The 23,166-nt window shown below is 56.0% G+C and carries 24 protein-coding genes, 2 tRNA genes and 1 pseudogene; 3 read left to right on the top strand and 24 right to left on the bottom strand.

Features of this window, described 5'->3' with window-relative positions; genetic code table 11:
- Nucleotides 1-95: 95 nt before the first annotated feature.
- The 16 genes from ACR3EN_RS08240 to ACR3EN_RS08165 form a co-directional block, all read right to left on the bottom strand.
- Nucleotides 96-170, bottom strand: a tRNA-Phe gene (locus ACR3EN_RS08240).
- 79 nt (nucleotides 171-249) lie between these two features.
- A complete protein-coding gene (locus tag ACR3EN_RS08235; RefSeq protein ID WP_480824876.1) occupies nucleotides 250-432 on the bottom strand; it encodes a DNA gyrase inhibitor YacG in 183 nt (60 codons plus the stop codon).
- A complete protein-coding gene (locus tag ACR3EN_RS08230; RefSeq protein WP_480824878.1) occupies nucleotides 429-1,451 on the bottom strand; it encodes a ribonuclease E/G in 1,023 nt (340 codons plus the stop codon). Before ACR3EN_RS08230 ends, ACR3EN_RS08235 begins: the two co-directional genes overlap by 4 nt.
- Entirely contained in the window at nucleotides 1,448-2,026 is a 579-nt protein-coding gene (locus ACR3EN_RS08225) for a Maf family protein (protein ID WP_480870959.1), read from the bottom strand. The genes ACR3EN_RS08230 and ACR3EN_RS08225 overlap by 4 nt, the downstream gene beginning before the upstream one ends.
- A gap of 11 nt (nucleotides 2,027-2,037) precedes the next feature.
- Complete coding sequence (gene infA / locus ACR3EN_RS08220) at nucleotides 2,038-2,256, bottom strand: translation initiation factor IF-1 (protein ID WP_005978431.1); 219 nt, start codon at nucleotides 2,254-2,256, stop codon at nucleotides 2,038-2,040.
- Nucleotides 2,257-2,345: 89 nt separating this feature from the next.
- Nucleotides 2,346-3,221, bottom strand: coding sequence for a carbon-nitrogen hydrolase family protein (locus ACR3EN_RS08215; RefSeq protein ID WP_480824882.1), 876 nt, complete (start codon nucleotides 3,219-3,221; stop codon nucleotides 2,346-2,348).
- Between the two features lie 104 nt (nucleotides 3,222-3,325).
- Nucleotides 3,326-4,003 (bottom strand): SOS response-associated peptidase, encoded by a 678-nt coding sequence (locus tag ACR3EN_RS08210; protein WP_480824884.1) that lies wholly within the window; start codon nucleotides 4,001-4,003, stop codon nucleotides 3,326-3,328.
- Between the two features lie 128 nt (nucleotides 4,004-4,131).
- Nucleotides 4,132-4,725 carry a GNAT family N-acetyltransferase gene (locus ACR3EN_RS08205; RefSeq protein WP_480824886.1) on the bottom strand — a complete coding sequence of 198 codons (594 nt, stop codon included), beginning with the start codon at nucleotides 4,723-4,725 and terminating at the stop codon, nucleotides 4,132-4,134.
- A complete protein-coding gene (locus tag ACR3EN_RS08200; protein ID WP_480824888.1) occupies nucleotides 4,718-5,116 on the bottom strand; it encodes a ketosteroid isomerase-related protein in 399 nt (132 codons plus the stop codon). The genes ACR3EN_RS08205 and ACR3EN_RS08200 overlap by 8 nt, the downstream gene beginning before the upstream one ends.
- Nucleotides 5,113-5,571, bottom strand: a complete 459-nt coding sequence (locus tag ACR3EN_RS08195) for an arsenate-mycothiol transferase ArsC (RefSeq protein WP_480824890.1) — start codon at nucleotides 5,569-5,571, stop codon at nucleotides 5,113-5,115. The genes ACR3EN_RS08200 and ACR3EN_RS08195 overlap by 4 nt, the downstream gene beginning before the upstream one ends.
- 3 nt (nucleotides 5,572-5,574) lie before the next feature.
- Complete coding sequence (locus ACR3EN_RS08190) at nucleotides 5,575-6,054, bottom strand: UPF0262 family protein (protein ID WP_480824892.1); 480 nt, start codon at nucleotides 6,052-6,054, stop codon at nucleotides 5,575-5,577.
- Nucleotides 6,055-6,149: 95 nt separating this feature from the next.
- Entirely contained in the window at nucleotides 6,150-7,451 is a 1,302-nt protein-coding gene (hisD, locus tag ACR3EN_RS08185) for a histidinol dehydrogenase (RefSeq protein WP_480824894.1), read from the bottom strand.
- Nucleotides 7,452-7,511: 60 nt separating this feature from the next.
- The gene (locus ACR3EN_RS08180) at nucleotides 7,512-7,961 is read right to left on the bottom strand and encodes a GNAT family N-acetyltransferase (protein WP_480824896.1); all 450 of its coding nucleotides are present in this window, start codon (nucleotides 7,959-7,961) and stop codon (nucleotides 7,512-7,514) included.
- Nucleotides 7,962-8,030: 69 nt separating this feature from the next.
- Nucleotides 8,031-8,507, bottom strand: a complete 477-nt coding sequence (locus tag ACR3EN_RS08175; protein ID WP_480824898.1) for a DUF2948 family protein — start codon at nucleotides 8,505-8,507, stop codon at nucleotides 8,031-8,033.
- Complete coding sequence (murA, locus tag ACR3EN_RS08170; protein ID WP_480824900.1) at nucleotides 8,504-9,772, bottom strand: UDP-N-acetylglucosamine 1-carboxyvinyltransferase; 1,269 nt, start codon at nucleotides 9,770-9,772, stop codon at nucleotides 8,504-8,506. Before murA ends, ACR3EN_RS08175 begins: the two co-directional genes overlap by 4 nt.
- Before the next feature lie 6 nt (nucleotides 9,773-9,778).
- Nucleotides 9,779-9,934: a hypothetical protein gene (locus ACR3EN_RS08165; RefSeq protein WP_480824902.1), complete on the bottom strand. Its 156-nt coding sequence runs from the start codon at nucleotides 9,932-9,934 to the stop codon at nucleotides 9,779-9,781.
- A gap of 82 nt (nucleotides 9,935-10,016) precedes the next feature.
- Between ACR3EN_RS08165 and ACR3EN_RS08160 the strand changes: the two genes are divergently transcribed.
- Nucleotides 10,017-10,091: transfer RNA gene (locus ACR3EN_RS08160), tRNA-Thr, on the top strand.
- 541 nt (nucleotides 10,092-10,632) lie between these two features.
- On the opposite strand, the pseudogene ACR3EN_RS08155 reads toward ACR3EN_RS08160, so the two are convergent.
- From ACR3EN_RS08155 to ACR3EN_RS08125, 7 genes and pseudogenes are all read right to left on the bottom strand, one after another.
- Nucleotides 10,633-11,604, bottom strand: a pseudogene (locus tag ACR3EN_RS08155) (recombinase family protein); the annotation flags it as partial.
- Between the two features lie 45 nt (nucleotides 11,605-11,649).
- The gene (locus tag ACR3EN_RS08150) at nucleotides 11,650-11,982 is read right to left on the bottom strand and encodes a hypothetical protein (RefSeq protein ID WP_480870957.1); all 333 of its coding nucleotides are present in this window, start codon (nucleotides 11,980-11,982) and stop codon (nucleotides 11,650-11,652) included.
- A 265-nt stretch (nucleotides 11,983-12,247) separates the two neighbouring features.
- Nucleotides 12,248-12,553, bottom strand: a complete 306-nt coding sequence (locus tag ACR3EN_RS08145) for a hypothetical protein (RefSeq protein WP_480870955.1) — start codon at nucleotides 12,551-12,553, stop codon at nucleotides 12,248-12,250.
- 19 nt (nucleotides 12,554-12,572) lie between these two features.
- A complete protein-coding gene (locus tag ACR3EN_RS08140; protein ID WP_480870953.1) occupies nucleotides 12,573-14,183 on the bottom strand; it encodes a type IV secretory system conjugative DNA transfer family protein in 1,611 nt (536 codons plus the stop codon).
- 203 nt (nucleotides 14,184-14,386) lie between these two features.
- Nucleotides 14,387-14,677, bottom strand: coding sequence for a hypothetical protein (locus tag ACR3EN_RS08135; RefSeq protein WP_271308719.1), 291 nt, complete (start codon nucleotides 14,675-14,677; stop codon nucleotides 14,387-14,389).
- A gap of 101 nt (nucleotides 14,678-14,778) precedes the next feature.
- Nucleotides 14,779-15,114, bottom strand: a complete 336-nt coding sequence (locus ACR3EN_RS08130) for a hypothetical protein (protein ID WP_480870951.1) — start codon at nucleotides 15,112-15,114, stop codon at nucleotides 14,779-14,781.
- 98 nt (nucleotides 15,115-15,212) lie between these two features.
- On the bottom strand, nucleotides 15,213-15,674 hold the full coding sequence (locus ACR3EN_RS08125) for a hypothetical protein (protein WP_480870949.1): 462 nt from the start codon (nucleotides 15,672-15,674) through the stop codon (nucleotides 15,213-15,215).
- A 150-nt stretch (nucleotides 15,675-15,824) separates the two neighbouring features.
- Between ACR3EN_RS08125 and ACR3EN_RS08120 the strand changes: the two genes are divergently transcribed.
- Nucleotides 15,825-17,009: a helix-turn-helix domain-containing protein gene (locus tag ACR3EN_RS08120; protein ID WP_480870947.1), complete on the top strand. Its 1,185-nt coding sequence runs from the start codon at nucleotides 15,825-15,827 to the stop codon at nucleotides 17,007-17,009.
- Nucleotides 17,010-17,082: 73 nt separating this feature from the next.
- On the opposite strand, the gene ACR3EN_RS08115 is transcribed toward ACR3EN_RS08120, so the two are convergent.
- A complete protein-coding gene (locus tag ACR3EN_RS08115; RefSeq protein WP_480870945.1) occupies nucleotides 17,083-17,778 on the bottom strand; it encodes a hypothetical protein in 696 nt (231 codons plus the stop codon).
- 423 nt (nucleotides 17,779-18,201) lie between these two features.
- Here ACR3EN_RS08115 and ACR3EN_RS08110 point away from each other — a divergent pair, with 423 nt between their 5' ends.
- The gene (locus tag ACR3EN_RS08110) at nucleotides 18,202-23,163 is read left to right on the top strand and encodes a DEAD/DEAH box helicase (RefSeq protein WP_480870943.1); all 4,962 of its coding nucleotides are present in this window, start codon (nucleotides 18,202-18,204) and stop codon (nucleotides 23,161-23,163) included.
- Nucleotides 23,164-23,166: the final 3 nt, after the last annotated feature.

The following is a 23,166-nucleotide window of genomic DNA, read 5'->3' as shown; positions in this document are numbered from 1 at the left end:
CCCGACAACATGATAGCCGGCTTCCTCTTTCGACCTGCAAGGCGCATTTTCACCGCTAAGGCCGATGCTGAGACAGGGTGGGTATTGTTGAAAAATGGTGCCCGGGGGCGGAATCGAACCACCGACACGAGGATTTTCAATCCACTGCTCTACCCCTGAGCTACCCGGGCATGGGAACGGCACGCGCCGTTGGGTGGAGGCGTTCTATGACTTGCCACAGGCAGTGTCCAGAGGCTTTTTGACATTTTTTCAATGTCGCAGCGCAGGCCCTGTTTCCTCTTGAGAAACCTCCGCTTCCGCGTCCTCTTCACGCTGAGATGGGACCGCGTACGAGCCGTTCAGCCATTTGGCCAGATCAATATCCGCGCAGCGTTTCGAACAGAAGGGACGGAACGCATGGATCGTGTCTTCGCCGCAGATCGGGCAGCTCATTTCATCACCTCCGCCAGCGGCAATCGCGCTCGCTTTCGCTGCAATTCGAAATGACCCAGCGGGGTCCAGCCCGCCAGAATGGTCTCGTCCGGATCGGATTTGAAAGCGGTGCGCAGGGCGGCCTCGAAACCGCGACGGTCTTTCTTGGGCATCGGGGCTAGATCCAAGGTGATCTGACCACCCAGCCCCCGCACGCGCAGAGCCCGCGGCAGGGTTTTGGCACAAGCGAAGTTGGCCTTGGTTCCGGCCGCCAGAGAAGTGTCCGAACCGGTGTTCACGTCCACGGCAACCAAAGCGCGCGTGGGTTGAATAAAGATATGCCCCCCGCCAGCCAGAGGCTCTGATACGCCAAGGGCTGTATCAAGCGCATCCAGAACGCCGTGATCTTCGAAGCCGCCGGGGGAAGTGATGACTTCGGCCGGATCAGTCCAGTCGCGCCAAGCCAGGATATGCGGCCCATCGCCCTGGCTGAGCGTTTCAGGCTCGGTTCCCGGATCGTTCAGAACCTGATCGGCCAGTGCCAGCATTGCCGAGATATCTTCGGCAATATCTTCTACATCCGCTTCACGGCAACACGACCGCAGGATCAGGCCGTGCGCGCTGTCACCCATCTGCTCATGTGCAACTTCGAGCAGGCGGTCGCGCGCCTCTTCGTCGCGGATTCGGCGCGAAATATTGAGGCCGGGCGCGTCTGGCGTGATGATCGCATAGCGGCTTTTGAACAGAATGCGGTTGGTGACAGGGATGGCCTTGCCGGGTTCAGCGTAGCCTGTCACCTGGACCAGAAGCGTCGCGCCCGGGGCCAAACCTTTGACCTGCCTCAGAAAGGCAGGGCCATCCGGGGTCGACAGAAACATACCGCCCTGGCCTTTGACCGGGCGATCGGCACGGGCCCGATATATTGTACCGGGCACGGGCGCATCTGCCGAAATCAGGAAATCCTCGAGGATGCCATCAACCATCAACGCCGCAGCTTCGCGGTCGTTGATATGGTCCAGAATGATAGTGCGACCCTTCATGATGCCTCGCGGTACAAGGGATAACCAATGGCCTGTAGCAATGCGGCTGTTTCGGACAAGGGCAGGCCGACGATACCGGTGAATGAACCGGAAATCCACGGGATGAAGACCCCGGCAGGGCCCTGAATGGCGTAGGCACCCGCCTTGCCCTGCCAGTCGCCGGTGGCAAGATAGGCGTTGATCTCGACATCCGACAGGCGCTTGACCTTGACCTGCGAAACGACATCGCGCTGCAGGATCCTCTCACCGCGTCTGAGCGCGACCGAGGTGATCACGCGATGGCGGCGGCCCGACAAGGCATAGAGGAATGTGGCAGCCTCGGCAGCATCTGCGGGCTTGCCCAGAATTCGGCGTCCCAGCGCGACAGTGGTATCGGCGCAGAGCGTGATATCATCGTCGTCCGCCGTCACCGCCTGAACCTTTGCCCGCGTGATCCGTCGGCAATACGGGACGGGCAATTCACCTTTAAGGGGTGTTTCGTCAATATCCGGGGCGCGGATCGCATCGGGTTTAACGCCAAGCTGCGCCAGCAGGTCCAGCCGCCTTGGGCTGCCCGATCCGAGGATAAACGCCATGGGGTGGGGCGTTACTTGAAACGGTAGTTGATCCGACCCTTGGTCAGATCATAGGGGGTCATTTCGACCTGCACCTTGTCGCCAGCCAGAACACGGATGCGGTTCTTGCGCATCTTGCCTGCCGTATGTGCGATGATCTCATGGCCGTTTTCCAGCTCGACCCGAAACGTCGCATTAGGCAGGAGTTCCTTCACGACACCGGGAAATTCGAGCGTATCTTCCTTGGCCATGTTGTCTCCATCACTACGTTGCACTCGCAGAATCTGCGAGGATGCCGTTAAATGAGCCTATTTGTCCCTTATTTCAAGGGCGGAATCACCTAAAGGGGTGATATTGTGACTGAACGGACTCGCGGCTCTTGCTCGGCCCAATGACTGCGGTTGAGAACATGGCCGTCGGCGCGAACGGCAGCGATTGCATCCAGATCAACGTCGGCATAGGTCCAGCCGGGCTGGTTCAGGACCCCTTCGGCCAAAACCCCGGTTTGCGGGAAGCCTTTGTCAGGCGGTCCAAACACACCACCCGCGCCCGTATTCGTGTCCACCGCCTCGGACCAGTCATTGTTGCCAACCAACGACGCCATAACGGTCACACATTGATTTTCCAACGCTCGGGCCATGGCACCGATGCGCACACGCCAGTACCCCGACAGCGCCTCGGTGCAGGACGGGACAAGGATCAGATCGGCCTCCTGCAAGGCGCGACCCAACAAAGGGAATTCGCTGTCATAGCAGATCAGCACGCCGATCCTGCCCAAGGCCGTGTCGAACAGTTTCAGCGGTCCCCCCGGCGCAATATCCCAAGCTTCACGCTCAAAGCGGGTCATGATCTGTTTATCCTGATGATCAACGCCGCCATGCGGCGCATAGAACGCAGCCCGGTTCACGGGACGGCCCGGCCCGTCGATCACAGGGGCGGACGCCCCCAGGATATAGGTCTTGTACCCGGTCGCGAGACGCTGATGCAGGGCTTGTACCTCCTCCATGCGGTCAGACACCGCACGGATCGAGCGCTCAAGATCCGCGGCGGTTTCAGGACCGTCCAGCGTCGAAAGCTCCATCGCGCCGTATTCGGGAAAGACCAGCAAGTCGGCTCCGGCACGAACGGCCTGTGAAACCCAACGGTCCAGTTTGTCCTCATACTGCGCCCAGCTATCGAGCCAATCGAGGTCATAGGCAGCAGTTGCGACTTTCATGGGCGGGGTCCTCTGACTTCGGTTTCGCGCGAGGTTTAGGCGTGCGGCGGTAAGATGTATAGCCTGATCGCGTCACATTCGTGAGCAGGACGGCATAGGCCGGATCAGAAATCGAAACCAGTTTGAACAGGCGGCGTGTAGGCTTCGATCAACTCTTCACCGTCGGCCCCTGATTTGATCGGCTTCACCGTGTGATATTCAAACCGGCCTTCGTACTTCGTGCCCAGAGTCTGTTGCGCATCTTGCGCTGTGGTGACGCCCGACAGCCAGTTTTCGATCTCGTCCGGAGTCAGGATCACCGGCATCCGATTGTGGATATGTGCAATCTGGGGACTGGGTTCGCGGGTCAGGATCGTGCAACTGTGACTGCCGCCATCCGTTCGGTAAAATCCAGCAAAAAACATCACCGGCGCGTTTCGTTTAACCGAAATGTAGACCGGGCAGTCATGACCCTGATCCTTGGGCCATTCATAGTACCCGATCGCCGGGATGAGACAGCGGCCCCGATCCCAGTAATCCTGCCAGAACCCCGTATTTTCTATCTTGGAATTGATCATCGGTTTTTTGCTGCGCGGGTCTTTGATCTGCCAGCGCGCAGTGGTTAGCTTTGCATTGTCCCCATCCCAGCGAACCATGCCCACCCGATTGGTGGGCGAGATGTTATAGCCGCCAGCAGGTAACGGATCAGGAAGATGCGGTGAAACCTTGCCAAAAAGAAAATGCTCCATGATCGCCAGCATCTGGCGTTGTGTCAGGTGACCGGCTGCAAACTTGCCACACATGGACATAGCCTTTGTGGTTCACGATAGCTGCAGGCTTAGCACATCATCGCCAGCGGGACACGATTTCCTTAGACAAACCGGGGCGGAAGCTTTCAGAATTTACGCGGCCCGAAGATGCGGGTGTTGCGCTACAGATCCCTGATCCAGAATTGCAGCGGCTTCGGGCTTTCAACGTCTTCCCCGACATCTTTCCAGGAAAACTGCGCCACGACACCCTCCAGAGGGGCATAACCACGCGCCCGCCAGAACGCATCCAGTGGGCGGTACTGCGTCGGGCGGCTCGGGTGGTCGGTGGGGCGCTGTACGCTGCAGAAGGCACATTTTGAGAACCCGAGCGCGCGCGCATGCGCCTCGCGCAGGTCAAAGAACCTGTGGCCAACGCCATGGCCACGATACGCGGGCAGCAGGACGGATTCGGCGCAGTAGAAGATCTGGCCGAGATCCAGCCCCGACCCCTCGAACGCTGCCGCGAAATCATCCGCATGATCGGTCAGGGGTGCGCCGGTCGAGGCGCCGACCAGCGTATCGCCGTCAAAGGCCCCAACCACAATGGCCCTATCGCTGTCGCGATAGGATTGCAGATAGTCCCGTTCGTAAGCCAGATCACCATCATAGAGATACGGCCAGACCCTGAATACTTCGATCCTGAGACGGGCCACATCATCCAGCGCCGCTTCGAGCGCAGCGCCTGTCAGCGGACGGACATCTGAAATCTCACCCATTCGAGACCTGTTTGGTCCAGTCGGCAAGGTTGTAAAAGGTGGTCACGCGGGTGATCTTGTCATCCTTCAGGTCAAAGAAAGATCCGGCGGGCAGACGGTAGGTCTGGCCATGTGCCTCGGGCAGGCCTTCGTCGGTTTCCAGATAAGTGCCGTTGACGATGAATTCGGCCGCTGCGCGGGTGCCGCTTTCGGCCTCGAAGATCACGATGTCGGTCAGGTTTTCGCGATAGCAGCGGTTCATATGGGCACAGAACGCGGCAAATTTCTCTTTACCGACGCGGATCTGGCCTTCGTTGACGTGATGGGCCACGTCATCGGACAGGCAGTTCAGCATGCCGTCCACATCACCGGCATTAAAAGCATCGAAATAGGTTCTTACAGTCGGGTTCATGGTCGCTCCGTCGGTTCGCCCCAGCGGTCTTTCAGATGCGAGATGATCTGGTCGCGGGTCTGTCGGTAGTGACGTAGCTTGTCTTCGCGGCTCTCGCCTAATCCGGTAGGGTCCATAATTGGCCAATAATCGACATCGAGGTGAAAAATCCGGGTCAGTTCCAGCGCCCGGCGCTGGCTTGCAGGCGAAAGCGCAACGATAAGGTCAAACGAACTGAGGTCGTCGCCCCATTCTTCCATTTCATCGAACGAGCGGCTGCGATGGCGCGATAGTTCAACGTCAATCTCATGACAAACGGCAATGCAAAAGCCGTCGATCTCCAGATCGCTGTACACCCCGGCAGACTGAACATAGGTGCCGGTGCCGTAGAATTTCTTCATGATGCCTTCGGCCATCGGCGAACGGACCGAGTTATGGTCACAGCAGAACAGGATCGACTGCGGCAGAGGCGTCACCCGTTAGCCTCCGAAATGCAGCACGCAGATCAGCGTGAACAGGCGACGGGCAGTGTCTGTATCAACCTCGGCCTTGCCTTCCAGCCGTTCCTGCAAAACGCGACTGCCTTCGTTGTGGATGCCGCGCCGGGCCATGTCGATTGTTTCGATCTGGCTGGGGGGCAGGTTCTTCACCGCGTTGAAATAGCTCTCACAGATCTGGAAGTAGTCCTTGACCACCTGCCGGAACGGACCTAGCGACAGGTGAAACTCGGCAGCCTTCTCGCTGGCTTCGGTTTCGATGTCAAAAACCAGCCGTTTGTCGCGGATCGACAGCTGTACATGATACGGCCCCTCCGGGGTCGTACGATCGTCGCGGGCAGGCAGAGTGAATGAATTCTGTTCGAGCAGATCATAGATGGCAACCTTGCGCTCCTGCTCGATCTCGGGGGTCGGCGGGGGCAGGTTTCGGTCGTCCAGTTCGATATGCGAGATACGGGTCATCTTTACGGTCACAATCCTTACGTCAGCACAGACCTATAGCAATGGATTTCAATGGGCAACGCACAGAAGCGCGCGGGCGCAGGGTCATTGCGCACTCAGCCATTCAAGCGGTTCAGGCGCGCGGTCACAGAGAGGCCATGCGCCTCAAGGCTTTCGGATCGGGCCAGCGTTTCAGCCGCAGGACCTACCGCGCGCAGCGCCTCTGGCGTCATCTGGCTGAGCGTGGTGCGTTTGAGGAAATCCATCACGCTGAGGCCTGAGGAAAACCGTGCCGAACGCGCCGTGGGCAGCACGTGGTTGGGCCCGCCGACATAATCGCCGATGGCTTCGGGCGTGTATTGGCCAAGGAATATGGCACCGGCGTGGATGGTTTTCTGGCTGAGCGCCACCGGGTCGGCAACGCACAATTCGAGGTGTTCGGGGGCGATGCGGTTGGACAGCGCTGCGGCCTCATCCAGATCGCGCACGGTGATCACCGCGCCGAAATCGCGCCAGCTTGCCCCCGCGATGGCGCGGCGTTGCAGGGTTTCGAGGCGCTTTTCAACCGCCTGCGCGACGGCCTGACCAAAACCGGCATCGTCGGTGATCAGAATGGATTGCGCGCTTTCGTCATGTTCGGCCTGGCTGAGCAGGTCCAAAGCGATCCAGTCGGGGTCGTTGTCCTTGTCGGCAATCACCAGAATCTCGGACGGGCCCGCGATCATGTCGATGCCCACCTTGCCGAACACGCGGCGTTTGGCGGCGGCGACAAAGGCATTGCCGGGCCCGGTGATCTTGTCGACCGGCGCGATCGTGTCGGTGCCATAAGCCAGCGCGGCAATCGCCTGCGCGCCGCCGATGCGATAGACCTCATCCACGCCCGCCAGTTGCGCGGCCAGCAGGACCAGAGGGTTCACTTGCCCGTCCGGCGTCGGCACGACGATGGCCAGCCGCTCAACCCCCGCCACCTTGGCCGGGATCGCGTTCATCAGCACAGAGGACGGGTAGGAGGCCAGCCCGCCCGGCACATACAAGCCCGCCGCCGAAACCGCCGACCAACGCCAGCCGAGCGTTGCGCCCGCCGCATCGGTCCATTCCTGATCCTCGGGCATCTGGCGCATGTGATAGGCGCGGATGCGGTCGGCGGCCAGTTCAAGCGCGGCGCGATCCTCGGGCGTGACCTGCGCGACGGCCTCAGCGATCTCATCGACGCTGAAGGCCATGGTTTCGAGCGTCAGCTCCAGCCGGTCGAATTTAGAGGTCAGTTCGATCACAGCCATGTCGCCGCGCGCCCGCACGTCGTCGATGATCTGCGCCACAACCGCATCAACATCGGGGCTGTCCTCACGCTTGGCGGTCAACAGTGCCTGAAACGCGGTCTCGAAATCGGGCGCGGTGGTGTCGAGGAAAACGGGCATGGCGGTACTCCGAAAGGCGTTTCACCGGGTCTTATCGCCCGCGCGGGGTGTCCTCAACCCTCAGCCCGTGGGGTGCAGCGATTTGCGCATCGGGAATTGGGGGATGCCATGCCAGTCTGCGGGGTCGCCGTGATCATGCCAGCCTTGCGCAAGATAGAAGTCATGCGCGGTTTTGGTGGCGTGCAGATGCGCCTGCCTGCAGCCCTGCGCGCGCAGGGCCTCTTCGACCCGGGTCAGCAGCGCTGAGCCAAGCCCGCGCCCGGTGTGATCGGGATCGACATAAAGTAGTGTGACCTCTCCGCCAGTGCGCAATCCGCCGACCGCTGCGACCTCGTTAGCCCAGGTTACCACCCACAGCTCCGCTCCGCCGTCGATCCAGCTGCGGATGCTGGCAGGGTCCTTGTTGGCGGTCCACTGGTCAAGCTTTTCGGGATCATCCAGATGATCGGCCTGACACAGATCGCGGATCGAGCGGGTCAGGACGCGGCTGATGCCAAAAACATCAAACACGGTCGCCCGCCGTATTTCAGTACCCTGCGGGGGGGTTGGGAAAGGCCTGCGCAATGCCGCGTTTGTTGGTCACTCGGGGTGATGGGGGGCGTGACCGGATGGTGCCTTGTACGGCCGCGTCACATCCTTGAGTGTCACATCGATTGCCTCGACCGACAGGCGGATTGCCCCGTCGCCGGCCAGCGTCAGCAGGATTTGGCCCGCGCCATCCTCAGCCGGTTCGAAATCGACCGACAACAGCGACAAGATCATGTCCTTGTCGCTACGATCAATGCCCTGACTGGCCACGGACAGAACCGAGCCGAACATCAAAACCGCCTGCACGCGCTCATAGGCGCGCCCGCGCCGGGCGGCCGCATCCCTGTCTTCCCAGCGGAACCGATTGAGCAACAGAGCAAAGCGGCGTTGGCCGGGTTGCCATGTCATCTCGGTCACCGGGAAGACCGCGTCCTGCGTCAGCGTCGCGATAACCTGCAGGTCATCGGTATCCTCGGCCCCAAGGTTCAGCGGTGCCTCGCGGCCATCTTTGAAACTCGCGTCTGTCATTGGCCCTTAATCCGTTCAATCTTTGCGCCTACGCCTTCCAGCTTGCGCACCACATGCTCATATCCGCGATCCAGATGATAGACCCGGCTGACCGTTGTTTCACCTTCCGCCGCCAGTCCCGCCAGGATCAACGAGACCGAGGCCCGCAGGTCCGTTGCCATCACCGGCGCGCCTTTGAGGCGCTCAACCCCGGTGACGGTCGCCGTACCTCCATGCACCTCAATATTCGCACCCATGCGCACAAGCTCTGGCGCATGCATAAAGCGATTCTCGAAAATACGCTCTTCAAGAACGGACACACCTTCGGCAGTGCACATCAGCGCCATCATCTGCGCCTGCAGGTCGGTCGGGAAACCGGGGAACGGCTCGGTGACAACATCCACGGCCCGAACCCGCCCATTCTTACGAGCGACTTTCAAGCCCTTCTCGGTCTCGGCGACACTGATCCCCGCCGCATCCAGCTTGGCGGCAAAGCTTTCGACCAGCCGCATCCGGCCGCCCAGCAGTTCGACCTCGCCACCGCAAATCGCAGGAGCCAGCATATAGGTGCCCAGCTCGATCCGGTCGGTCACGACCTGATGAGTCGCGCCATGCAGGCGGTCAACGCCCTGAATTTCGATGGTCGAGGTTCCTTCGCCCGAGATCTGCGCACCCATCTTGCGCAGGCATTCGACCAGATCGACGATCTCGGGCTCGCGCGCGGCGTTTTTCAACACCGTGGTGCCCTTGGCCAGCGTGGCGGCCATGACGATATTCTCGGTCGCGCCCACGGATGCAAAACGCATCTCATGCACCGCACCTTTCAGCCCGTCGGGGGCGTTGGCGTGCAGGTAGCCGTCTTTCAGCTCGATCTCGGCCCCCAACGCTTCCAGCCCCTCCACATGCAGGTCCATGGGCCGCGCGCCAATGGCGCAGCCACCGGGCAGCGAGACAACTGCCTGCCCGAACCGCGCCAGCAACGGCCCCAGCACAAGGTTCGAGGCGCGCATCTTGCGCACGATATCGTAGTCGGCCACGTGGCTGGTCAGGTCATGGCTGGACATGGCGATCACCTGCCCGTCCTGCAGCGCCGAGACCTCGGCCCCAAGCGATTGCAGCAACTCAGTCATGGTCTTGATATCGCTCAGCCGGGGCGCATTGGTCAGGGTCAGCGGCTCTTCACTGAGCAATGTCGCTGGCATCAGTGTCAGGCATGCATTCTTTGCCCCTGCTATGGGGATTTGCCCGTTCAATGGGCCGTTGCCCGTCACCAGAATTGAATCCATTTGCTCTTATCCCTCGTCCTTACCGGCCTTGCCTCCAGATGCCGCGCGTGCCTTGGCCTGCGCCTTGCGCCGCGCCATATTCGCCTTGAGCGCCGCCTTCAGCCTCTCTTCGCGCGCATCCCCGGATTTGCCGTTCTTTTTAGGTGAATTTTTATCTGCCATTGCCTTTCTCTACAGGAGTGGAAAAAAACCGTCCAGACACCCTTGCGCCGCGTTTCGTTTGAGTCTAATCACCCGCCACAGCGCTGCTGTAGCTCAGAGGTAGAGCACTCCCTTGGTAAGGGAGAGGTCGAGAGTTCAATTCTCTCCAGCAGCACCATCTCGCACTTTTTTCCGGAAAAACCTCCTAACACCCTGAAGGGTAAGGTGGTTTTTGGTGTTCCATACATACCTTCTGGCGTGAACTTGAGCGGTTCAGAAAACGCCAACCTCAAGACTGTCTGGCGCACCGCATAGCTTCCATTTTTGTAGATATCCCAAGGCCTTGAAAGGAATCGCAGTGCGAGTTCCATACATTCTTCAAACCTCGCCGCATTCGGGAGGGGTTCTTCGGCCTTCGAGACCAACACCAACTTCTGACGTTCGAGCTTCTCGATCTTGGCTTCCAGCGCTTTGAGAACAGAGGAGTTCTTGGTCTCGACCATACGGTCAACGAGTTCCAAGATACTCTCGTCAGCAGCTTTCACTTGGCGCGCCCACTCAGCACGATCCGCTTTGGCCAGTTCCAGACGACCGTTCCATGCGTCTTTGAACATGGCGATTGCCAGATCGACCAAATGCTTGGTCGGCTGGAGGCTCTTGAGAACATCCTCGAAGCCGTCTTCAAGTCTGGCTTTAGGGATCGACTTGCTTTTTTGCGAGCAACCGCGTGTCTCGCAGCGGTAGTAAGCATAGTGCTTGTATTTGCCCTTGGACCAAGCACCTGTCATCGCATTTCCGCACGCGCTGCAATGGACGTGACCGCGCAGCGGGAAGTCAGGCGAGAAGTCAGCTCTTGCTGCGGGACGCGCACCCTCTTTCAGGTTCCGCAAGATTTGCTCATGGGTCGCATAACTGATCAGCGGTTCATGATGGCCACGACGGAGCGAAACGCCCCACTTCTTGGCCTGAACGTGCCCCGCGTAGATTGGATTGCGTAGTATCTTGGTGATCTTCCATGCACGGATTTTCCCATTTGGTTGATCCTTCGGAAAGTCCGGCTGGCCTTCGAGGAAGCGCTGTACCTCAGCTTGAGACCGAAAACGGCCATTGGCATAGCCATTAAGAGCCTCCCGCAAGCATTCCGCGATGGGCTCGTCAGGAGCTAGTAGCTTTCCATGGATACGGTTCGTCTCGAATTTGTATCCGACAGGCGCGTGAAAGACCCAGTAGCCTTTCTCAACGCGCGCCATCATTTTCTGTTTTACTTGGCGACGGTTTTGTTCCCGTTCCAATTCGCCTTGCGCGGCGATGATGGTTTCGATGAACTTTCCTTCTGGCGTGTCTTCAAATGCGAAGTTGAGACACTCGACGCGAGCGCCACGGTCTGCGAATTCACGGCGTAGCTTGATATGGAATTCAACATCGCGTGCAAAGCGCTTGAGATCGTCAAAAATGACGACGTACTCTTTGCCTTACTGCGCATCAAGATAAGCTAGCATGCCGCACATGCCAGGGCGCTTCATGAAGTCCCCGCCGCCTGATGCGTCGTCAGGGAAAACCATCTCAACGTCGTATCCCTTGCTCTCAGCGTACTGGCGGCAGCGATGTTCCTGACTGTCTAAGCCAGAGCCAGTAAGCTTCTGCTTGGTTGTCGAGACGCGGCAATAAATGAGGGCCTTAACTGGCTCCATGTTTGCTTCCGGGACTCCCATGAATCCTCTCTTTCTCGCCTGCGATCAGGGCGCGGGCGTTTGTTCTTCTGGTTGTGTGCGTTGATCCAATTGTACTTCAGTGGACTCCGAAAAGCCCGCATGTTCAAGCTCTGTTCTGGGTTTTCCACAAGCTTGTTGGACAGGATGGACCCCAAAACCCAGCTCCACAAAAGTTGTGATGACAGACCAGAACGCAGTGAGAATCTCTAGCTTCTGGTCGCGCGAAAGCGAGGGTTCGTCGAGATACGCTTGGTATCGTTCGACATCGATCTCTAGGCTCGTGTTGGAACGGCCTTTGACTGCATTCTCAATGGCGTCAGACAAAGCATTCTCAGCTATGGTTTCGATATCTTTCAAGAAGGATCATCCTTTTCGATTGGGACGAAGGAGCCCAGCGCGGCCACTGGAGCATGACGCGGGTCGGCATTTCGTTATTTGGATCGTTGCGTGAACCGCCAAGTTGGCTGTTCACTTGTGGTGCGATGAAGCGCTAACGCTTGCTGAGACTGGCTTTCGCCGCCGCACCTTTTTTCAATTGTACCATGTTTTGGCGATGTTCGGCAAAAACATCGGCGAAGCAACGGGACGCTCAAGCACTGCCGAACGCCCCGCCTACATTGACTTACCGCTCTCTATCATCACGTTGACGGCGGCGCGGCTCGCGCTTCTCAGGCCCGTCTTGCGCTTGTTGCCGTAACCTTGCGATACTTTCGTAAGCCTTCTGATCGAGGCGCGCCGCCTTCAAAAGATCGCGTTCAGGAATGGAGTGGGTCTTTTTCCACTTCCCGTCTTCGTCGCGATAAGAGCGCGTTCTTTCTGTGTTATAGACTGGTCCTTTGTCAGTCTCGCGTTCCCAAACTGCGACTTCCACAAGCCCGTCGCGATGACGCACTTTTGGACGTCTGTCTTCCTCTCTTTCTTGAGACATAGATTTCTCCTGATTGGGTTTAGCGCGGGCGATAACCTTGGACGTAAGACCAAGAGCCAGCGTCATATTGAGGGAAGTGTGCAAACTTGTTGGGCACCGCTTCCGTGATCACCTTAGCCGTTCCGCGCCCCCACCTGCGGGGGATAGAAACGCGATCAAGCGGTGGGTGAAACGGATTGGGCAGGAACCGTCCCGTAAATTCAGGACGCGCGTAGTACGGATATTTGTGCCCAAGGATCGGTCCCAGGCTCTTGCCTGAGACAAAACAAATCTGCCTGTCCTCGGGCATCGCCAAGATTTCATCAGGCGTCATCAATGCACGGGCTTGCTTGGTTCGGTGCGTCTCTTCGAACGCGTGATGACGGAAGTTCTGAGCGGCTGCGAACGGATCACTTCCGCCAAGGATGCTCATGGCAGCTTGCCGCTTGGCTTGACTCGCCTGCGATTGCCGGAGTGTATCGTCATATTCCAGCGTTTCCTGTCCGAGCATCGACGATACGAGTTGTGCGGTCTGATAGTCGCGCACGCCAAAGAACTGCCGCAAGGCCGCTGACCCCATGAAGCCCTGCAATCCTGTCGGGCCGAAGTTTCGGGTAATCTGCCCCGCATCCTGAAACAAGGCCCAGGCACGAATGCCAGCACCACGACCGAAGGTGAAGGACCGCAACAGAGCATCAAAGTTACCGAGCTGTCCTGCTTCATCGATGATCATATTCACCGGAGGCGACGACGGATTTCGAGATTTGTAGAGCATCTGAACCGTGAACATCGTCCGCAGCACGGGAGCCCAGATCGAAACGTATTCGATAGGAACATTGATGAACCACGTCGCGGGTTGTGCGGGATCACAGGTTGCCGATAGCGAAGCGCGCGGGTTCTCAAGAGCCCGTTGAAGCATCGGATCATCAAGGAAGTTCAAGTAGGCGTAGAGTTCGCCGACGATGCTTCCGAACTCGCGCGGGCTGTCTTGCTGTTTGACCAGCATCTCGCCTGCGCAGCGGCGCACGCTTTCCATGCTGGAACCAAGCATGAATTCAAGAATGTCAGGCCATTCACCAGTGTTGGATTCGATGGCGTTCAAGGTTCGGTAGAGCGAAGGGAAAGACACCTCACCGTCACGCTCGACGAGCATTTTGACGAAGGCCTCCCCCCATTCTTGCGCTCTTAGCTCAAAGTATTTTCCGCTCGCAGAACCACTGACTGGAATAAGACTTTGCAGAATGAACTTGCAGTCTGCATGGAATGACGGGCTTTCCAACTTCAGGATGTCGAGCGGCTGCATTGCATGTTGCGGCAGGTCATGCAGACTCGTTGGATTCCAGCAATACGCATGCGCTCCCGCTATTGCGAAATTGACCATCGTGACCGAGGCGATTTCGCCGCGCGGATCGAGGATGAAGTTGCGCATTCCTGCTGCCTGGGCGACGGCCATGGACAGCAAATCCCTCATTTTTCCAGCCCCCGCGCCAGCCACGCTTAGCCGTGGCGCATCCGATTCAAGGGTCAGCGCAGATTGGCCGAAGTAGCCGAACTGCATGCCAGCGCCACCCAGGAGGTCAGCGCGAGAAAGTTGACGTTCGGTGGCCCATACAGCGCTACCAAAACGGTCAGTTTCATTGTCGAAGTTCATTTGTTTCCCCCAAAGAAAAAAGGGCCGCCTTTCGGCGACCCTTGGGTTCAGTTTTGATGAAGCACGGATCAGCCGATAGCCGCGCCGATGATGATCAGAAAGATCACCACCGCGATCACAGCAGGCCAGACGCTTTCTTCTTTTTCGACCAAAAGGCCGCGTACTCTGTGACGAGCCATTGCACTTCCTCCTTTGTTGAGTGCTCACATGAAGCGGGTGACGATTGCCAATCCGCCGAAAATCAGTGCTGTTCCGATTGTTGCGCGTGCCACGAAGAAGATGAGCAGGTAGCTCAGGCCGTACCAGACCAGCTTTGCGAGACCGATGATCTCACCGCCATAGGTCTGGTAGGTCAGTTCCAAAACGTAGGGTGCCGTTGCGTAGTAGAGCGTCGGCCCCCCGAGAAACGCAGCAATGAAAGCCAGCACATTGGCGAGGCCGGTGACAGAAGACATAAAGAGATTCTGCCCCGCCTTTGCGTGGTTCGTGTTCATGATCCTTTGTTCCGAGGTTTGAAGATTTGTGAAACGAATTCGTGTCGCTTCGATTCACTGTCTACAGCAACCGTCGAACACGTTTCGGGGGATAGATGCCATTAGCTGGCGACTGAGTGCGTGGAATTGGCAAATAGCCAGATGCTGCAAAGGGCAAACATCAACCCGCCAACTTGATGATAGGTTAGACGCTCGCCAAACGCTGTCATGCCAATGATGGTCATCAGGATCAGATGCGTCATGCTCGACATGGCAGCACCTTGTCCAAGCCCTTTGGCGAGGACATTCACGTAAATCAGATTGCTCAACGCAAAGATTGCGAAGGCGCATCCCAGATCAGCGAACGAACCGATATCAGCGTATCGTTTTAGAAAGTAGCTTCCGCTCGCGAAGCCTCCGCTAGAGGCAAGCAAGCTCAGCCAGGACACTGCGGTCATGGATTCACCTCTTGATGTCAGGAAAGAAAAGCACCGCTCCGAGTCGGGCGGTGCTTCAGAACTTAGATGACCAAAGGCGCTGTCAGCGGTGGATAATACTACACCGAAACAGGAGCACGATTATCGTTTGCGGCTTCAAGACTCCATGTCATCCGCTCCCAAGGGTGCCAAGCAAAGTAGACGCTTCCCAAAGCTTGCCACCGTGGCCGTGCCTCGCGGCGGACGCGGATAATAGGTCTAGCGGTCACGGCGGGCCCGAAGTTGTCGCGCCACCATTCGACAGGCGCTTCTTCCAACGGGTCTAAGTCGACGAAGACTTCTCGAAACTTGCCAGTTCGCGCATCCAAGAAACCGGCAATCGGATCGAAGAAGCGTCCCGAGTAGTCACGATTGAGATCGGTGATGTGATCCAAGAGCTTCGCGTGATGGACCCCCAAATTTAGGACACGTCGCTTCAAACATGTGACCTTGATGGGGCAACGGGCGTCGGACAGTGTTAACAAAGGACAATAGGCATCGGGACAAAAAGTGTGCCAGCCAGTTGATGGATGCTTTCGCATGGATAATCTCCTATTACGGTCATCTAGTCTTGGGGACCAAGACTTGCTTCCCAGGATGACGACGTGCTGGTTCAAATGGCAGTGTCAGACTGTTGCATCCGTGTTGCATAATGTTGCATCTTGTGCTGCCGAGTTGATGAGAGTGATGGATTGAAGGAAACTGATCAAAAAAAGTTCCTCCCCAAATACTTAGAGGAACGGATGGTCGAGCTAGTGTTGTCTGACGAACGTCTAGCATCAATCAGTGGCGTCAGCAGGACCACAGTTTTCCGAATTCGTAAGGGCATTACTTATCCTCATAAAGACACGCTCAACAGAATCCTCAAGGCACTTGACGGAGACTCCGGAGCAATAAAATTCCATGCTTTCATCGAGAGGAATAAGGTCGAAAGGCAAGCCCAGAAGCCTACACAAAAGCCATCTTACATTTTGGGGCTAGAGGAAGAAAAAGCGCAAGAAGAAAGAATTGAGGAACACCGAAGAAAGCAAAAAGAGGCAGTGCGCTTTTCGAACCTCAACATGACGTTCGTAGAGCGAAAAACGGATGTCGATGTTTACTCAGACAAAAATCTCAAGAGGTTGATTGAGGTCCTTGAAGAAAGGTTTGGCGAAAAGACATTCGTAGTTAGCGCGTATACAAACCACCCAGACCGATATGCGCTCACGATTCTGCCGGAGCACGTAGATAGATTAAACTTTTTGTCATCTAGGGTTTTGGGCTCTCAATCATATAGGTATGTTGGCCCCCTTATCGGAAACTGCCTACTGAACTATGGTGACGTTTCCCTAACAGCGGGTGACAAAGAGAGCGCTCTTGGCGCAGCAAAGCTTGCCGAACAGATATTCACGGAAGTGCTTGGACCAAAATCTGAAGAGTACTTCGACTCCATATTTCTTGCAGCCCTGGTTCACATAGAAATGCATGAACACAAAAACGCTCATGCGCAATACATGAGAGCACTACAAGAATTTGAAAGCTGGGACGACACCGTATTTCTTGCCCTACCTTACCTAATCCAAGATGTCATAGACCCTTGCATAAAGTCACTAGAGGGCCAGCAGGACTTCGAAAAACAGTTGGATGCCTATGATCTCAAACTTCGAGCTACCGACATCCAGCTCTCAAGAGATGAGTTGAAACATCTAAGACCTGAGAACCTGTCGGCAATCTTGTATGAAAAGATTGAACACCAATTTGAACTTTGGGAGCAAGATGAGTCTACCGAGGCAAGATATAGCGCTTGTCATACTCTGGACAGCTCTGAACGCCTATACGGCAGGCGCGTTAAGGAAAAACTCGAGCGGCTTATCGCTATCAACGAGCTTGAGCTCTAAGAAACGATGGAAAGGCTGTGCTCCAGTTAGGCACAAACATGTTTGAAGCGCTCGAACTTGTTTGTCCTCATGCTTATTCCGAGTGCTTTCCTGGGAAGTCCAATTTTGGAATTGATTCAGGTTCGCGCCCTGCTAGTCGATCACTTACATATTGCCTGAAGCTTCTTCCAAAGCTGGACAGTTGATCTCGTTCCAAGACTGCTCCAACAACTCTAGCCGCTAGCATGGCGGGCGATCCTCCGCTTTCCGAGACAAGAGGAACGACGAAGTCTTCAGAGTGTTGGGAATTAACGCTTTGCATTGAAATTTCCGCTAAACCACTCGGCTGAATTTCCATCAGGAATGAAAAATCGGGCGTGCCGGGAGTATTGTACATGGCAAATGTGCTCACCCCAAGCTCATCTGTTTGAAAGTTCTCCATGGGTGCTACGGTGAAAAACTGACCATGTGTCGTGGAACGAAAGTCGTCAAAGACAGCACGAAGTTCGCTGGCAACTTCAGTATTGAAGGCAACAATATCTTCTAAGGCGGCAATGGCTCCCAACTGTATCACCAATTTATTGTATTCTAAAAATGGAATATGTGCAAATTTGCCATGGTCCTGTTTCGGGTGTGATCGAAAGAAGTTCGAGTGTCGTCGCAAAACTTTCTGGATCGAAAGACTTTGCGCTGGTTTTCCCTCATCTCTCACCCGCAAGATGTGCGGTGTAGTACACCGCATCTTGGCAAGGGAGCCCGCTGCGCGCTCCCGTTGCATCCCTCCGGCCATGGCTCTTCCAGGGTATTGAACCCATTTTAGAGCCAACAGACCGTATCGCCGGTCAAACACTCGCGGGAGACTTCGCTCTCCCTGCACCCATCGATCCCTTCTGGAAGATCAGGGGCTATCGCGCCCCTTGAAACCCACTCGCAGGACTTGGAGACGTGCCTCTCCACCTGCACCGAACCATGCACGAACGACTGGCCGTTCGATCACCAATCACGGGAGCCTTCGAGCTCCCACCGATACCCCCATGAGGATTTCATCCAGACCATTTCATGGAGACCAACCCTGCGCGGTTTGGATGCCGCCATCTTGCCGAAGATGGATCACGTTACTCTGTGTGGATATCGAACTATTCACGAACATTCGGTGGTGTGCCCGTGCGCTTGGGGTGCTAACATTAAACAAAAAACACATCGAGGTACTCTTGTGAGCATTTCATACAATCAAGAATTTGAAACGGTGAATCCAACCCCGACTTCGCTTGTAGCGCTACTTGATTCATATAGGGCCGCCGCACGGACTGAACGCGAAAAGGGCACATATTTTGAACGGCTTGCCATCGCTTATCTCACGCATGATCCAATGCAGGTGGAACAGTATGAGGACGTGAAGCCTTATTCTGCCTGGGCAGATGAGCACGGATGGGACCGCCGCGACACCGGCATAGACCTTGTGGCGAAGATCAGAGATGAAGACGGCTACGCCGCCATACAATGCAAGTTTTATGATGCGAACTACCGCATCCGAAAAGAAGACATCGATAGCTTCATTTCGGCATCGGGCAAAGAGCCCTTCAAGCGGCGCGTGATCATCGACACCACCGAGCGCACATGGAGTGGAAACGCCGAAACGATGATCCGAGGGCAGTCGATTCCGACCATCCGCATCGGCCTCAACGATCTTCAGGAAAGCCCTATCCTTTGGGAAACCTTCTCCGCCGATGGCGAGGTTGTCCTGGCTGATAAAAAAACTCTCAGGACGCACCAGAAGGAAGCGTTGCGTGACGTGCGGGCAGGATTAGCCGAAGCCGATCGCGGCAAGATGATCATGGCCTGCGGAACGGGAAAAACCTTTACCAGCCTGAAGATCGCTGAAGACCTGGCTGGACAAGGCAAGCTTGTCCTTTTTCTAGTACCATCTCTAGCGCTCATGGCGCAGACTGTGCGCGAATGGACGAGTGATACAGAGACACCGCTCCGTTCCTTTGCCGTATGCTCCGACACCCAAGTTGGCAAGCGCCGCGCGAACAACAATGACGTGGCGGAGATCGACATCCTCGATCTTGCTTTTCCAGCCAGCACCGACGCGACCAAACTGGCCGAAGGCGTCAACCATCCAGCATCCGAAAAGATGACGGTTGTGTTTGCAACCTACCAATCGATCCAGGTCATTGCTGACGCCCAGAAGCACCACGAACACCCTGAGTTTGATCTGATCATCTGTGATGAAGCGCACCGGACGACCGGCGCGACACTCGCGGGTGACGATGATTCCAACTTCGTGAAAGTTCACGACAATGACGTAATCCGAGGCAAGAAGCGCCTCTACATGACTGCTACGCCGCGAATCTTCGGCGATAACGTCAAAGCGAAGGCCGATGAGGCCGACGCCGTGCTCGCCTCAATGGACGATGAAAGCCTTTTTGGGAAAACCCTCTTCTACCGTGGCTTCTCATGGGCGGTTCAGAACAATCTGCTCACCGACTACAAGGTAATCGTCCTGGCAATGGACGAAGGGCTCATCAGCACCGGCGTTCAAAAGCGCCTTGCGGACAGCGCAAGCGAGCTTGTCCTCGATGACGCCACCAAGATCGTCGGATGCTACAAAGCGCTGACCAAGACCGATATGAAAGCTGATGTTGCCGCCGATCCGCACCCGATGCGCCGCGCCCTGGCATTCTGCAAAGATATCCGCAGCTCGAAGCTGATCCGCGACGAATTCTCGGCCGTGGTCGATGAATTCCTTGGTGATGATCCGATCCTTGATGACATCGAGGAAGACGATGACCAACTCCGCTGCGAGATCGAGCATGTAGACGGCACATTCAACGCCAAGGAGCGCGGCAGGCTTCTTGACTGGCTGAAGGCCGACGCAGGCGATCATACATGCCGTATTCTCACCAATGCCCGTTGCCTCTCTGAAGGCGTAGACGTGCCCGCCCTTGATGCGATCATGTTTCTGCACCCGCGCAAGAGCCAGATCGACGTGGTGCAATCGGTTGGCCGCGTCATGCGAAAGACCGACACCAAGAAAATGGGCTATGTTATCCTTCCCGTGGGCGTGCCCGCAGGTGTCCCGCCTGAGCAGGCGCTTGCTGACAACGAGAAATTCCGCGTGGTTTGGCAAATCTTGAACGCGCTACGCGCCCACGATGATCGCTTCGATGCGACCATCAACAAGGCATCCCTTGGCCAGGACGTGAGCGGCCAGATCGAGATCATCGGTGTCACCGGTGCGTCCGAGATCGACAGCGACGAGCTGAAGGCCGTGACTGCCGTGGTCGAAGACCTTCCCGCGAAGGCCACACCCGCCAGATCGAATATCGGCACCCCTGGGCGCGAACCAGTTGCGACTGGTCACGAGCAGACCGAAATGATGTTTTCGGTCGATGAGTTCTCACGCGCCATCATGGCCAAGATCGTCAAGAAATGCGGGACGCGGGACTATTGGGAAGATTGGGCAACCAACATTGCCGACATTGCCAAGAACCATATCACCCGCCTGACAGGCATCCTTAAAGACCCCGACACCGAAGCGCGCAAAGCCTTTGACGCCTTCCTTGAAGAGCTGCGCGATGATCTAAATGAAACGATCACTGAAGCTGACGCAATCGAAATGCTGGCGCAGCACATCATCACGCGGCCTGTTTTTGAAGTTCTTTTTGAAGGCCATCAGTTTACCAGTGAAAACCCCGTTTCGCGCGCCATGCAGCGTGTCTTGGACGTGCTAAACGAGGCTAACCTGGACAAGGAATCCAAAGACCTCGAAAAATTCTATGCAAGCGTGCAGCTTCGCGCCCAGGGCATTACCGATCCGTCAGCCAAACAGCGCTTGATCGTAGAGCTATACGATAAGTTCTTCCGGAACGCCTTCCCGCGCACTACTGAGAAGCTTGGCATCGTCTACACACCCGTTGAGATCGTGGATTTCATCATTCATTCGGTCAACGAGGTGTTGCAGGAGGAATTCGGCCAAACACTTGGCTCAGAAGGCGTCCACATCATCGACCCTTTCACAGGCACAGGCACGTTCATCACGCGGCTCTTACAGTCCGGCCTGATCGCGCCCGAAGAGCTTGAGCACAAATTCCGCAACGAAATCCATGCCAACGAAATCGTGTTGTTGGCTTACTACATCGCCGCGATCAACATCGAGGCGGTGTACCACAGCCTTCAGGGCGGGAACTATATACCGTTCGAAGGCATCTGCCTCACCGATACCTTCCAGATGTACGAGAGCGACGATCTGATCTCCCACTTTATGCCCGATAACTCGGAGCGTCGGAAGCGTCAGAAAGAACTTGATATTCGGGTAATTGTAGGGAATCCGCCTTATTTTTCGAGACAGCGCAGTGAGAACGACAATAACCAGATAGTTAAATATCCAAGTTTGGATGAGCGCATCCGAACATCGTATGCTCAAAACTCAAAGGTGGTGAATAAGAACGCACTGTACGATAGTTATATCCGTGCGATCAGATGGGCGAGTGACAGGGTTGGGCAAAGCGGTGTCGTGGCTTTCGTCTCGGGTTCAGGTGTCTTTGAGAAAACATCTATGGATGGCGTTCGGCGCTGCCTAGAGGATGAGTTTTCACAGGTTCACGTATTCAATCTGCGCGGTGACATTAGAAAAAACATGCTGAGTAAAGGGTTGGCTGGCGAGGGGCAAAACGTCTTCGGTAGCGGAAGTATGACCGGTATTGCTATCTCAGTTTTAGTCAAAAACCCACAACGACCAACTACCGGCAAAATCTATTACCATAATATTGGTGATGATCTTTCGAAGGACGAGAAACTATCAGCCATTCGTTCCCTAAAGAGTATCGGTGGGATCGAAGCTTGGGAGCACATTACACCAGATGCGCATGGTGATTGGATTGCCCAGCGTGACGAAAGCTTCGCTAACTTCATCGTTTCTGCGGACAAGAAGAAGTCAGAGGAGGCGCTGTTTGAAACCCATTCCTACGGTGTGAATTCAGCACGAGATGCGTGGTGCTATAATTTTTCGAAGCCAGAGGTGGAGCGGAATATCAATCGCATGACATCATTCTACAATGACGAAGTGCGCCGTTTTGATGAAGCCCACCCTGGTGTTGAAGCCAAGGTTAGAGACACTCTCGTGGGAGGTTTTATTGATACTGATCCCAGCAAAATTAGCTGGGCTGCAAACGAGAAAAAAGCTCTGGCCCGAGGCAAGCTGTTTGAGTTTAATCCTACGCGTATTACGGCGGCAACCTACCGTCCGTTTACTAAGCAATGGTATTTCTTCGACAAGATCTTCAACCACTCAGTCTATCAGTTGAAGAGCATCTTTCCGAATAGCGACGTTGAAAACAGAATGATCATAGCGTCAGGCTTGGGTGCGAGAAGCGGTTTCTCCGCATTGATGGTCAACGCGTTGCCTAACTTCGATACGATTGAGAAGGGGCAAGGGTTCCCGCTGAATGTTTATGAGGAGTCTTCTGCTGACAGCGAGGCTAACCTGTTTTCTGGTGATCAAGAAACCGAAACACGTTGTCGTGACGGCATCACTGACCAGGGCTTTCTGCATTTCCAAAGAGCTTACTCGGATCAGGAGTTCACAAAGGAAGATGTTTTCTACTACTTTTACGGCCTTCTGCACTCGGAAGAGTATCGCACACGCTATGCAGACAACCTGACCAAGGAGCTTCCACGTATCCCTTGCGTCAAGAAGGCTGAAGACTTTTGGGCGTTCAGCCAAGCGGGCCGTGATCTGGGCGAGTTGCACGTGAACTATGAGAGCGTCGCACCCTATCCGGTGACAATCAAACAGGGTGATTTACGTACAGCAGTGATCAAAGACCCCGCTAATTTCTTTCGTGTGGGCACTGGAAAATGGAAATTCGGTGGAAATGCTCGCGACAAAGTCAAGAGCACGGTGATTTACAACGCCAATATCACCATGCAGGACATCCCGCTCGAAGCCTATGACTACGTGGTGAACGGTAAGCCCGCCCTCGAATGGGTGATGGAGCGTCAGGTCGTGAAGACGGACAAGAAGAGCGGCATCACCAACGACGCAAACCGTTATGCCGTCGAGACGATGGGCAATCCCGCCTATCCACTTGAGCTGTTCCAGAGGGTTATTACGGTGAGCCTTGAGACGATGAAAATCGTCCGTGGGCTGCCTAAGTTAGATATTGACTGAACG

The organism is Ruegeria sp. G7 (assembly GCF_056535465.1).
The sequence above is the reverse complement of the archived record's forward strand: the minus strand, read 5'-3'. Positions and strand labels throughout refer to the sequence as shown.